General features: G+C 73.3%; 11 protein-coding genes. 3 read left to right on the top strand and 8 right to left on the bottom strand.

Features of this window, described 5'->3' with window-relative positions; genetic code table 11:
- Positions 1-19: 19 nt before the first annotated feature.
- From N4G63_RS22945 to N4G63_RS22935, 3 genes are all read right to left on the bottom strand, one after another.
- On the bottom strand, positions 20-670 hold the full coding sequence (locus N4G63_RS22945; protein WP_260789948.1) for a DUF4124 domain-containing protein: 651 nt from the start codon (positions 668-670) through the stop codon (positions 20-22).
- The gene (locus N4G63_RS22940; RefSeq protein ID WP_260789947.1) at positions 667-1,278 is read right to left on the bottom strand and encodes a GNAT family N-acetyltransferase; all 612 of its coding nucleotides are present in this window, start codon (positions 1,276-1,278) and stop codon (positions 667-669) included. The genes N4G63_RS22945 and N4G63_RS22940 overlap by 4 nt, the downstream gene beginning before the upstream one ends.
- A gap of 170 nt (positions 1,279-1,448) precedes the next feature.
- Positions 1,449-2,771, bottom strand: coding sequence for an MFS transporter (locus tag N4G63_RS22935; protein ID WP_314600360.1), 1,323 nt, complete (start codon positions 2,769-2,771; stop codon positions 1,449-1,451).
- An 89-nt stretch (positions 2,772-2,860) separates the two neighbouring features.
- Between N4G63_RS22935 and N4G63_RS22930 the strand changes: the two genes are divergently transcribed.
- The gene (locus N4G63_RS22930; protein WP_260789944.1) at positions 2,861-3,499 is read left to right on the top strand and encodes a helix-turn-helix transcriptional regulator; all 639 of its coding nucleotides are present in this window, start codon (positions 2,861-2,863) and stop codon (positions 3,497-3,499) included.
- Here N4G63_RS22930 and N4G63_RS22925 read toward each other — a convergent pair.
- The 5 genes from N4G63_RS22925 to N4G63_RS22905 are packed head-to-tail and all read right to left on the bottom strand — an operon-like array spanning position 3,478 to position 7,653.
- Positions 3,478-4,248 carry an HAD family hydrolase gene (locus N4G63_RS22925; protein WP_260789943.1) on the bottom strand — a complete coding sequence of 257 codons (771 nt, stop codon included), beginning with the start codon at positions 4,246-4,248 and terminating at the stop codon, positions 3,478-3,480. The two genes, N4G63_RS22930 and N4G63_RS22925, sit on opposite strands and share 22 nt — an antisense overlap.
- 57 nt (positions 4,249-4,305) lie before the next feature.
- Positions 4,306-4,554 carry an RNA-binding S4 domain-containing protein gene (locus N4G63_RS22920; protein ID WP_260789942.1) on the bottom strand — a complete coding sequence of 83 codons (249 nt, stop codon included), beginning with the start codon at positions 4,552-4,554 and terminating at the stop codon, positions 4,306-4,308.
- 24 nt (positions 4,555-4,578) lie between these two features.
- The gene (locus N4G63_RS22915) at positions 4,579-5,499 is read right to left on the bottom strand and encodes a class I SAM-dependent methyltransferase (protein WP_260789941.1); all 921 of its coding nucleotides are present in this window, start codon (positions 5,497-5,499) and stop codon (positions 4,579-4,581) included.
- A 10-nt stretch (positions 5,500-5,509) separates the two neighbouring features.
- Positions 5,510-6,202: a response regulator gene (locus N4G63_RS22910; protein WP_260789940.1), complete on the bottom strand. Its 693-nt coding sequence runs from the start codon at positions 6,200-6,202 to the stop codon at positions 5,510-5,512.
- On the bottom strand, positions 6,199-7,653 hold the full coding sequence (locus N4G63_RS22905; RefSeq protein ID WP_260789939.1) for an ATP-binding protein: 1,455 nt from the start codon (positions 7,651-7,653) through the stop codon (positions 6,199-6,201). Before N4G63_RS22905 ends, N4G63_RS22910 begins: the two co-directional genes overlap by 4 nt.
- 147 nt (positions 7,654-7,800) lie before the next feature.
- Here N4G63_RS22905 and N4G63_RS22900 point away from each other — a divergent pair, with 147 nt between their 5' ends.
- Positions 7,801-9,039 (top strand): efflux RND transporter periplasmic adaptor subunit, encoded by a 1,239-nt coding sequence (locus tag N4G63_RS22900; RefSeq protein ID WP_260789938.1) that lies wholly within the window; start codon positions 7,801-7,803, stop codon positions 9,037-9,039.
- Positions 9,040-9,059: 20 nt separating this feature from the next.
- On the top strand, positions 9,060-12,230 hold the full coding sequence (locus N4G63_RS22895) for an efflux RND transporter permease subunit (protein WP_314600359.1): 3,171 nt from the start codon (positions 9,060-9,062) through the stop codon (positions 12,228-12,230).
- Positions 12,231-12,233 lie beyond the last annotated feature (3 nt).

Below are 12,233 nucleotides of genomic sequence, written 5' to 3'. Positions count from 1 at the left end.
AGGACGCCCGGACCCGCGGTCAGGGCAGGCGCATGCGGCAGCTGGTGGGCGGCGGCTCCGACACCAGGTTGCAGTAGGTCAGGGCCTCGGGCTTGAGCGCGCCGCGCACCGTGCGGTAGGGGCCCAGGCAGTCCAGGCTTTCCTGGTACAGGCGCTGCCAGGTGGCGCAATCGGTCTGCGCATCGGGCAGCCGCGCCGGGCGCTTGACCACCGGACGCGACGCGACCGAGGCCGGTGGCGCCGCAGCGCTGGCGGCCGAGGCCGCCGCGGCCGCCGCCAGTGCCGCCAGGCGCGCCTTGTCGCGCTGGGCGCGCTCGACGGCCTGCTGCTGCTGCTCGGCACTGGGCGCGGCGGCCGGGGCATCCAGGGCGCGCGACTGCCCGCGATAACGCTCGGGCACCGTTTCGCCATAGTGCACCCGGCCCTGATCGTCGACCCAGCGGTACACCGTGCCGGCCAGCGCGGGGGCGGTGGCCAGCAGTGCAGCCAGTGCGACCAGTGCAGCCAGCACGCCCACTGCACCCAATGCGCCCAGCACGCTTTGCACGCCCAGCACGCGCTGCACGCCCAGCACGCGCTGCACGCCTGGCATCTGCCAGCGCCCGTGCGCCAGCCGCAGCGTGGCCTGGCCGGGGCCTGCACGGCGCGCCAGCAGGCAGTCGCGGCTCATGTGGCCGATCCCTCGGCGCGTCCCTCGGCCGGCTGCGCCGCCGTGGCGCCGGGCCGGTGGATGCGGTAGCGCAGGCCGGGCTGGCCGCCGTACTGCGCCGGCTTGGTGAAGGCCTCGACCAGCACCCCGCCATTGGCCAGGATGACCCGTTGCGAGGCGGTGTTGCCGGGGTCGGTGGTCAGATCCACATGCGGCAGGCCCAGCGCCCAGGCCTCGGGCAGCAGCAGCGCCAGCGCGCGGGTGGCCAGGCCCTGGCGCTGCTTCCAGGGCACCACGGCATAACCGATGTGGCCCAGGCAGTGCGGTGGCAGGGCCGCCGTGCCGGGCTGCCAGCGCAGGCCGACGCTGCCGCAGAACTCGCCGTCCCACAGCCAGCGCCGCAGGCCCGGCAGGCGCGCCACCACCGAGCCGTCGGGCAGCGTGATCGGCGGGCCCTGGGCCTCGCGGTCTTCCATCGAGGCCAGAAAGGCGCTGGCATCGTGCGCGATGCGCTGCAGCTCGTCGGCCGCCGCGGCGGCGCCCCGCACGGTGTCGGCCGACCAGCCGCGCTGCAGTGCCGAGGTGTAGCTGGGCAGGTGCAGGGCCTGCGGACGCACAAGCATTGGCATGCGCCGGTTTATAGCCTGAACGGCAGGCTTGCGCCGCAGCGTGCCGCTCCGGCCAGGCGCATCAAACCCATCAAGCCCATCAAACCCACCAGGCCCGTCAGGCCCGCCCGGTGAGTCACCCGCCCGCCAGGCGGATCGAGCGGATCGGGCAGATCACGCGGATCACGCGCCTAGGCAGCACCCGGGCGAACGGCGAACGCCCGCCATGCCAGCGGCAGCGCCGGCAGGGTGATCAGCAGGCCCAGCGCGGCCGCGCCGTGCCAGCCGCCCCAGGCCACGCCGGCGGCCATCAGCGGCGGGCCCAGCAGACTGCCGCTGGCGCCGCACTGGGTGATCAGGCCGTTGACGCGCACCAGCTGTGCCGGGCGTGGTGCCACGCGCGGCAGCATGGCGAAGGCATAGCTGGCAAACACGCCGCCCAGCAGGTTGCTGGCGATGGCCAGGCCCACGGCCCAGGCGGCATCGGGCGCCGGCCGGAAGATGCCCCACAGCATCAGCGCCGGCAGCGCCAGCGCCAGCATGGCCGGGCCACGCGCGGCCACGCCGTGGCGCTGCAGCACGGCGGCCAGCGCGCTGCCGCCCACCGCGGCCAGCGAGGCCACACCGGTCCACTGGCCGGCGGCGGTGGCGCTCAGGCCGGCCTGCTGCACCAGCAGCGTGGGCAGCAGGCCCAGCAGGCCCACCTCGAACAAGGCAAACAGGCCGAAGCCCAGCGCCAGGCACCAGGCGGCCACGCCCGGGCGGGCCATCTGGCGCTGGGCCAGGCGGTGGGCGGTGCTGTCCTCGGGGCCATGGCTGGCGGCGCGCTCGGCGCGGTGGCGGGCCTCGCTGGCCGCATCGGCCTGGTCGGCAGCGGCTTCGGCGGCGGCCGGCCAGCGCCAGCGCATGGCCAGCGCCAGCACGGCGGCCAGCAGGCCGCCGGCCAGCAGCGCGCCGCGCCAGCCCAGCGGCAGCGCCGCCGCGGCCGCGCCGCTGGCGCCCAGCGCCAGGCCCACCGGCACGAAGGTGCTCCACAGCGTCATCGCCAGCATCTGGGCATGGGCACCGGCGGGCTGGCACAGGCGCACGATCAAAACCGGCGCGGTGACGGTCACGCTGAGGTAGCCCACGGCCTCCAGCAGGCGCCAGCCCAGCAGGCTGCCAAAGCCCTGCGCCGAGGCGCTGCCCAGCCCGGCCAGCGCCAGCGCCACCAGGCCGCCCTGCAGCGTGCGCCGCAGGCCCCAGCGCTGGGCCAGCAGGCCGGCCACCGCGCCCAGCGTGGCGCCACCCACCTCGAGCAGCGAGATGGCCCAGGCCGCGCCGGCCAGGCCCAGGCCCAGCGCCGGCGTGAACAGCGGCGCCAGCGCTGACAGCTTGCCCAGCTGGGCCGCGGCCATCAACCCGGCGGCATACAGCAGCAGCACGGCCGGCCAGGGCGCGGCCGGCAGCCCGGCCGGGCTGGCTGGCGCGGGCGATGCGGGCAGCGCGGGCGAGGCGGGCGATGCGGACGGCACCGGTCTGGCGGCGGATGGGGGGCCCACCGCGCTCACCGTGCCGACCCCGCGGCAACCAGCCCGGCGCCGCTTTGGCGACAATCGCTGCCGTGACGACCGATCCGGTGATCCACAGCGGCGAAACCCGCCACCTGGCGCGCAGCCTGCGCAGCTGGCGCGCGCTGCGCCGCATCAAGCAGGAGCATGCGGCCCGGCTGCTGGGCGTGTCGCAGCCCACGCTGTCGCGCTGGGAGAACGGCCGCGCCGCGCCCGATGCCGACGAGGCCCAGCGCCTGCGCCAGCTGCTGGCCGCGCGGCTGGACAGCGCGGCCGACCACATGCTGGGCCGGCTGGTGCGCCAGTCGCGCGAGCCGGTGCACCTGATCTGCGATCTCACCCACCGGCTGCTGGCGGCATCGCCGCTGCGCCAGGCGCAGTTCCATGTGCCGCTGGGCGATCTGCTGGGCCGCGCGCTGTGGCGCTATGCCAGCGAGGACATCGTGCGTGCCGAAGGCCAGCTGGCCGAGCGCGGCTGGTACGAGCCCGCGCCGCCGGCGATCAGCTTCGACACCGGCGCACGCCACAGCGACGCGCTGAGCATCCTGCCCTGCCACATGCGCTGGGTGCGGCTGCAGCTGTCGGACGGCAGCCATGTGCGGCTGGTCGAGTCGATCGACGAGCGCCCGCTGCCCGGCCTGGTGGCAGGCAGCGCCGGCCCGGCCGCCGATCAAGACCCCGCTCCGGGCTGAGCCGGGCTGGCCTGCCCCGGTTGGGCGGGGTGGGCCGGGTGGGCCACTGTGGGCAGGCCTTCCAGCCAATCGGCCAGCGCGGCCAGAGATTCGCACTGCACAAAGCCGGCGTGGCCGTGGGGCACCTCGGCGGCCTCGTGCTCCCACACCAGCGGGTAGGGGATCAGCGCCGCGCGGCCGCCGGCGGCCAGCGCCGGCAGGATGTCCGAGCGCACCGAGTTGCCGGCCATCAGCGTGGCCTCGGGCGCCGCGCCGTGGCGGGCAAACACGCGGCGGTAGGTGTCGGCGGTCTTCTCGCTGACGATCTCCACGCCATGGAAGAACCGGCCCAGGCCCGAGGCGGCCAGCTTGCTCTCCTGGTGGAACAGGTCGCCCTTGGTGATCAGCACCAGCGGCGCGATGGCGGCCAGCCGCGGCAAGGCCTCGGCCACGCCGGGCAGCGGCTCCATCGGGTGGTGCATCAGCTCGCGGCCGGCGGCCAGGATCTCGTGCAGCACCGCGCCGGGCACCTGGCGGTGCGACAGATCGAGCGCCGTCTCGATCATCGACAGCGTGAAGCCCTTGGCGCCGTAGCCGTAGGTGCCCAGGTTGCGCCGCTCCACCGCGGCCAGGTGCGCGGCCACCGCGGCCGCATCGGCCCAGGGCGCCAGCAGCGCGTCGAAGCGCGCATGGGTCAGGCGAAACAGCGGCTCGTTGTGCCAGAGCGTGTCGTCGGCATCCAGGCCGATCAGGGTGGGGCGTGGGGTCATGGTGGCGCCAGCTTAAGGGCCGGCCGGTGCCGCGGCGCGAGGGCGCGGCTGAATGATTTATGCAGCGGCCGGGTCGGTGGCCGCCAGCACGCGGATGCGCAGGCCCTGCGCACCGGCCGAGAACTGCACCACCTGGCCGGCGCGGATCTTGGCCGTCTTGCGCAGCTCGTCCTGGCCATCCACCCGCACCCGGCCCTCGGCCACCATCATCTTGGCGATGGCGCCGCTGGGCGCGGCGCCGGTGGCCTTGAGCAGGCTGTCGAGCGGGATGAACTCGCCGCGCAGCGTGAAGTCGATCTGTTGCATCGCCGGCATTGTCGCCGCCGCCACTCACCCGGGCGCGCGCACCAGCAACACCTTCAGCGCCCGGTCGGCCGAGACATCGCCAAAGGCCGGCGGGTTGGCCAGGCGCTGCAGATACTGCAGCTGCGGCGCCTGGGCCTGCAGCTGCTCGTGCAGAAAGGCCTCGGGCAGCTCGGGCGCGTTCAGGCACAGCAGCGCGTGGCCGCCGGGGGCCAGCAGATCGGGCAGGCGGCGGATCAGGCGGGCGTAGTCCTTGGTGGCCACGAAGCTGCCCTTCTGGTAGCTGGGCGGGTCAACGATCACCAGGCCGTAGGGCGCGCCGCGGTTGACCTTGCCCCAGGTGCTGAACAGGTCGTGCGCCAGAAAGCTGGCGCCCTCGGCCAGGCCGTTCAGGCGGTGGTTCTGCTGGCCGATCGACAGCGCACCCTGGGCCATGTCGAGGTTGAGCACATGGCGTGCGCCGCCCAGCAGCGCCACCACCGAGAACGCGCAGGTGTAGGCAAACAGGTTCAGCACCTCCAGGCCGGGATGGGCGGCGCAGTGCGCGCGCACCCAGCGCCGGCCCTCGGCCATGTCGAGAAACAGGCCGTGGTTCTGGCCCTTGGCCACATGCACGCGGTACAGCGCGCCGTCTTCCGACACGGCATGCGGCTCGGGCACGCGGCCGGCCATCAGGCGGGTGTCGGCGCGGCCTTCGTGGCGGGTCTGCGCCACCCAGTTCAGCGGCTCGCCGGGGGCGATCAGTGCCCAGCGCTCGGCCAGCGCCGCGCCCACGGCGGCCAGTTCATCGTCGCTGACGGGCTGGAAGCTGGTGAGCACGAACACGGGCGCAAAGCTGTCCAGCACCCAGTGCTCGCAGCCCGGGTGCAGGCCGCCGCGGCCGTGGAAGATGCGGTGCGCGTCGGCGCGACGGTCCATCGTGGCGATGGCGTTCAAAAGGGCTTGCAAGGCGGTCCAGTCAGAGTTCGAAACGGTAGCCCACGCCATAGATCGAGCGGATCGGCTCCAGCCCGGCATCCACCGCCTGCAGCTTGCGGCGCAGGTTCTTGACATGGCTGTCGATGGCGCGGTCGCTGAGCGCGCGCTGGTCGTCATGCAGGCGGTCGAGCAGCTGGTCGCGCGAGAACACGCGGCCCGGCTGCGCCGCCAGCGTGGCCAGCAGCCGAAACTCCAGCGGCGTGAGCGGCAGCGCCTGGCCGTTGAGCTGCGCCGCGTGGCGCTCGGCATCGAGCACCAGGCCATCCGGCGCGGGCGCCGATGCGCCGCCATCGGCCGCCACCGGCAGCCGCGGCCGGCGCAGGATGGCCTTGACCCGGGCCACCACCTCGCGCGGGCTGAAGGGCTTGCACACGTAGTCGTCGGCGCCGGCCTCCAGGCCGATCAGGCGATCCACCTCTTCCACCCGGGCGGTGAGCATCAGCACCGGCACATCGCTGAAGCTGCGCAGCGCGCGGCAGATGCCCAGGCCGTCCATGCCCGGCAGCATCAGGTCGAGCACGATCAGGTCGGGCGGCCGGGCGCGCACCGCCGGCAGCACGGCCAGGCCGTCGTGCAGCACCTCGGCCTGCATCTGCGCGGCGCGCAGGTAGTCGGCCACCAGCTGGGCCAGGCGCGGCTCGTCTTCCACCACCAGGATGCGCGGCTCGGTCATGCGGATCTCACGGCGGCGGTCTGGCGCACCAGCGGCAGGCGCACCGTGATGCCCAGGCCGCCCAGCGGCGAGGCCTGGGCCTCGATCTGGCCGCCATGCGCCAGCACGATGCTGCGGCAGATGGCCAGGCCCAGGCCGCTGCCACCGCTGGCGCGGCTGCGCGAGGCATCCACGCGGAAGAAGCGCTCGAACAGCCGCGGCAGCAGCTCGGGCGGCACGGCGGGCTTCGAGTCGTCCACCTGCAGCACCGCCTGGCCGTGCTGCGCGGCCAGGCGCACGCGCAGCGTGCCGCCGGCGTCGGTGTAGCGCAGCGCATTGCTGAACAGGTTGTGCAGCAGCTGGCGCAGCCGCGCCTCGTCGGCCAGCAGCGGCAGCGGCGTGGCGGGCAGCCCGGCGTCCAGCGTGAGCTGGCGCTCGGCGCAGGCGGTGCGCAGGGCCTGGCATTCCTGCGCCAGCAGCGCGCCCAGGTCGAGATCGGTCTTGCGGTAGCTGAGCGCGCCCACATCGGCCAGCGCCAGCTCGTGCAGATCGCCCACCAGCTGGGTGAGGGTGCGCACCTCGGCCTGCAGCAGGCGCAGGGCCTCGGGCGTGGGCGCGTGCACGCCGTCCTCCATGGCCTCGAGCTCGCCGCGCAGCACGGCCAGCGGTGTGCGCAGCTCGTGCGAGACATCGGCCATGAAGTCGCGGCGAGTCTGCTCGTTGCGCTCGAGCGTGAGCGCCAGCTGGTTGAAGTCCTGGCCCAGCTGGGCCACCTCGTCGTGGCCGGTCACGGCCACGCGGGTGTCGTGCCGGCCGGCGGCCAGGCGGTGGGTGGCGGCGGCCACCGCGCGCACCGGGGCCAGCAGCGTGCGCGCCACCCACCAGGCGATCAGCGCCGCCAGCAGCAGGGCCATCAGGCCGGCCAGCAGGCTGGCGCGCAGCTGCTCGAACTCGAAGCGCAGCGCCGCGTCGTCGGTCACGCTCTGCAGCGGCGCGATGGTGATCCAGCCCACAGTCTGGCCATCGACCACGATCTCGCGCTGCACCGTCTCGGCCAGGATCAGCGGAAAGCCCATCACGCGCTGGCGCTGCGCGTCCAGCAGCGTCAGGCGGCGGCCGGCGCCCAGCAGGTCGGAGGCCAGCATCGGCGGCATCGGGCCGGGCGGGGGCGGATCGGCGCGGTGCGGCCGCGGCGGGCCCACGCCCACCAGCTCGAACCACACATCGGGCCGGTCGCGCACGAACTCCCAGCTGCCCTGGCTGCGCCAGGCCTGGGCCAGGCGCGGCAGCGCGGCTTCCATGCGCAGCACGGCCTGGTGGTTGAGAAAGCCGATGAAGCCGCGGCTGAAGCTCCAGTGCGCCGCCAGGCCCATGGCCAGCACCACCAGGCCGGCCGTGCCCAGCACGGCGAGAAACAGGCGCACGGTGATGCCGGGCCGGGGCAGTGAACGCAGCGAGCGCAGGAGAGCCATGCCCCGGAGTGTCGGCGAATCGCGCCGCGCCGCAGCGCGCGCCGGGGCGGCGCGCAAGGCCTCCACTTTTCCTCCACATTGCGCCGCCACCATGGCTGACATCGCGCCTCGTGCGCCTGCAACACGGCCTGAAGCCGCCCCACCGCCATGCGTCGCCCCTCGATCGCCCCCTTCGTTCTTGCCCTGGCCAGCGCCGCCGTGCTGGCCGCCTGCAGCGCCGGCCAGAGCGCCACGCCGCCGGCCGGCGCCGCCACCGCGCGGCCCCTGGCGGTGGGCGTGCAGCTGATCCAGCCCGAGCAGGTGGCCATCGCCACCGAGCTGCCCGGCCGCACCACCGCACCGCAGGTGGCCGAGATCCGGCCGCAGGCCAGCGGCATCGTGCTGAAGAAGCTGTTTGCCGATGGCGCGCTGGTGCGCGCCGGCCAGGTGCTGTTCCAGATCGACCCCGCCAGCTACCAGGCCGCGGTGGCCAGTGCCCAGGCTGCGGTGGACAAGGCCCAGGCCGTGGTGCAGACCAGCCAGCTCACCGCGCAGCGCCGCGCCGAGCTGCTGAAGATCGAGGCCATCAGCCAGCAGGATGTGCAGGACGCGCAGGCCACGCTGGCCCAGGCGCAGGCCGACCTGGCCGCCGCCCGCGCCGCATTGGCCACCGCGCGCATCAACCTGCAGCGCACCGAGATCACCAGCCCGATCACCGGCCGGGTCGACCTGTCCACCGTGACCGTGGGCGCCCTGGTCACCGCCGATCAGGCCACGGCACTGACCACCGTGCGCCAGATGGACCCGCTGCAGGTCGACATCACCCAGAGCAGCGCCGACCTGCTGCGCCTGAAGCGCGAGCTGGCCAGCGGCCGGCTGCAGCCGCTGGCGGCCGACGCCAGGACGGGCAGCACCGCCAAGACCACCCAGACCGGCAAGCCCGACCCGGCCGGCCAGCCGGCCAGCGCCACCGAGGCCCGCGTGAGCCTGGTGCTGGAGGACGGCAGCACCTACGCCCATGCCGGCCGCTTGAGCGTGAGCAGCCCGGCGGTCAACACCAGCACCGGCGCCGTGACGCTGCGCGCGGTGTTTGCCAACCCCGATGGCCTGCTGATGCCCGGCATGTACGTGCGCGCCCAGCTGCCCACCGGCGTGGCCGCCGGCGCGCTGCTGGTGCCGCAGCAGGCGGTGAGCCGCGACGCCTCGGGCCAGGCCAGCGTCTTGCTGGTGGACGCCGACAACAAGGTGCGGCGCCAGGCCATTGCCGCCACCCGCGCGGTGGGCAACCGCTGGCTGGTCGACAGCGGCCTGCAGGCCGGCGCCCGGGTGATCGTGGAGGGCGCGCAAAAGGTCAAGGTGGGCGATGTGGTGCAGGCCACGGCAACCCCCCTGGCCACCGCCAGCTGATCGCACAGGAGCCCCGCACCATGGCCCGTTTTTTCATTGACCGCCCCATCTTCGCCTGGGTGCTCGCCATCGTGGTGATGCTGGCCGGCGCGATGTCCATCACCCAGCTGCCGCTGGAGCAGTACCCCGACATCGCGCCGCCGCGCGTGACCATCAGCGCCAGCTACCCCGGTGCCTCCGCCAAGACCGTGGAAGACTCGGTCACCCAGGTCATCGAGCAGCAGATGAAGGGCCTGGACGGCATGCTGGCCATGTCGTCGAGCAGCAGCTCGGCCGGCAGCGCCAGCGTGACCATCAGCTTCGTCTCGGGCACCAATGCCGACGTGGCGCAGATGCAGGTGCAAAACAAGCTGCAGCAGGCCATGACCCGCCTGCCCACCACGGTGCAGAGCCAGGGCGTCACGGTCACCAAGACCGGCACCGATTTCCTGATGGTGGTGTCGTTCTACTCGGCCGACGGCAGCGCCAACAACATCGAGATCGGCGACTACATCAGCTCGACCCTGGTCGACACCATCAGCCGCATCGAGGGCGTGGGCGATGTCACCACGCTGGGCACCCAGCATGCCATGCGCATCTGGCTCGACCCGGCCAAGCTGGCCGCGCATGCGCTGATGCCGTCCGACCTGACCACCGCCATCAACGCGCAGAACGCGCAGGTCTCGGCCGGCCAGGTGGGTGGCCTGCCGGCCACGCAGGGGCAGCAGCTCAACGTCACGATCTCGGCGCGCAGCAAGCTCAGCACGGTGGCGCAGTTCCAGGACATCGCGCTCAAGACCTCCAGCGACGGCCATGTGGTGCGCCTGGGCGATGTGGCACGGGTCGAGATGGGCGGCGAGAGCTACACCGTCAAGACCAGCTACAACGGCAAGCCCGCCGCGGCCATGGGCGTGAAGCTGGCCAACGACGCCAACGCGCTGGGCGTGGCCCAGGCGGTGAACGCCCGCCTGGCCGAGCTGCAGCCGACCTTCCCCTACCAGCTGAAGGCCGTGACCTCGTACGACACCACGCCCTTCGTCAAGATCTCGATCCAGGAGGTGGTGCACACCCTGGCCGAGGCGGTGCTGCTGGTGGTGCTGATCATGTACCTGTTCCTGCAGAACTGGCGCGCCACGCTGATCCCCGCGATCACCGTGCCGGTGGTGCTGCTGGGCACCTTCGGCGTGCTGGCGGCCTTTGGCTACAGCATCAACAGCCTCACCATGTTCGGCATGGTGCTGGCCATCGGCCTGCTGGTGGACGACGCCATCGTGGTGGTCGAGAACGTCGAGCGCCTGATGGGCGAGCGTGGCCTGTCGCCGCGCGAGGCCACGCGCGAGTCGATGCGCGAGATCACCGGTGCGCTGGTCGGCATCGCGCTGGTGCTGTCGGCGGTGTTCGTGCCGATGGCCTTCTTCGGCGGATCGACCGGCCAGATCTACCGCCAGTTCTCGATCACCGTGGTGTCGGCCATGGCGCTGTCGGTGGCCGTGGCCATGACGCTGACGCCGGCGCTGTGCGCCACGCTGCTCAAGCCGGTGGACGGCGGCGGCCATGCCGCGCGCACCGGCCTGCTGGGGCGCTTTTTCGGCGGCTTCAACCGCGGCTTCGAGCGCGGCGCCGCCGGCCTCGAGGGCCTGGCCGGCCGGCTGGTGCGCCGCGGCGGCCGCACCCTGGTGGTGTATGCGCTGATCGTCGGCGCCATGGCCTGGATGTACCACCGCATGCCCACCTCGTTCCTGCCGGCCGAGGACCAGGGCGTGCTGATGGCCCAGGTGCGCCTGCCCTCGGGGTCGACCGCCGAGCGCCTGAACAACTCGCTCGAGAAGGTGCAGGCCTGGCTCGGCCAGCAGGCCGACATTGCCGGCTACACGCTGATCATCGGCATTGGCGGCGACCAGGCCAGCGGCAATGCCTTCATCCGGCTCAAGGACTGGAGCGAGCGCACCGGCCCGGGCCAGAGCGCCGCCGAGATCGCCAGCCGCGCCAACCGCGAGCTGGCCAGCCTGCGCGACGCCCAGGTGTTCGTCATGCAGCCGCCCACCATCCGCGGCCTGGGCTCCAGCGGCGGTTTCACCGTGCAGCTGCAAGACCGCAACGGCCTGGGCCATGCCGCCCTGGTGCAGGCGCGCGACCAGTTCCTGCAGCTGGCGCGGCAGAACCCGGCGCTGCGCCAGGTGCGCATCAGCGGCCTGGACGACGCGCCGCAGTTCGGCATCCTGATCGACGACAAGAAGGCCGGCGCGCTGGGCGTCTCGGCCGCCGACATCAACAGCACGCTGTCCACCGCGCTGGGCGGCAGCTATGTCAACGACTTCATTGACGCCGGCCGCGTCAAGCGCGTGTATGTGCAGGGTGACGCGCCCTGGCGCATGGCGCCCGACGCGATCATGGGCTGGTTCGTGCGCAACAGCGCGGGCGAGATGGTGCCGTTCTCGGCCTTTGCCAGCACGCGCTGGACGCATGGCGCGCCCAAGCTCGAGCGCTACAACGGCATGAGCGCCTTCGAGATCGTGGGCGACGCGGCCGAGGGCGTGAGCTCGGGCACGGCCATGCAGGCGGTGCAGGACATCATCGCCCAGCTGCCCCAGGGCATCGGCTACGAGTGGGCCGGCCAGAGCTACCAGGAGCGCTTGTCGGGCAGCCAGGCGCCGCTGCTGTACGCGGTGTCGGTGCTGTTCGTGTTCTTGTGCATGGCCGCGCTGTACGAGAGCTGGTCGATCCCGTTCTCGGTGATGCTGGTGGTGCCGCTGGGGGTGGTGGGCGCGGTGGGGCTCAGCTCGCTGGCCGGGCTGGACAACGACGTGTACTTCCAGGTCGGCCTGCTCACCACCGTGGGCCTGGCGGCCAAGAACGCGATCCTGATCGTCGAGTTCGCCAAGATGCTGCAAGACCAGGGCATGGACCTGGTGGCGGCCACGCTGCAGGCCCTGCGCCTGCGCCTGCGCCCGATCCTGATGACCAGCCTGGCCTTCATGTTCGGCGTGCTGCCGCTGGCCATTGCCAGCGGTGCCGGCGCCGCCAGCCGCCGCGCCATCGGCACCGGCGTGCTGGGCGGCATGGCCAGCGCCACGCTGCTGGGCCTGTTTTTCGTGCCGGTGTTCTATGTGCTGGTGCGGCGCCTGTTTGGCCGGCGGCGCGCGGCCCCGCCCGCCCAGCCCCTGGTCCCGCCGGGCCCGGCGCACCCGTCCACCGACGCCTCGCAGGCCTGAACC

The sequence above is a fragment of the Aquabacterium sp. OR-4 genome (assembly GCF_025290835.2).
In the GTDB taxonomy this organism is placed as follows: Bacteria; Pseudomonadota; Gammaproteobacteria; order Burkholderiales; family Burkholderiaceae_C; genus Pseudaquabacterium.
The sequence above is the reverse complement of the archived record's forward strand: the minus strand, read 5'-3'. Positions and strand labels throughout refer to the sequence as shown.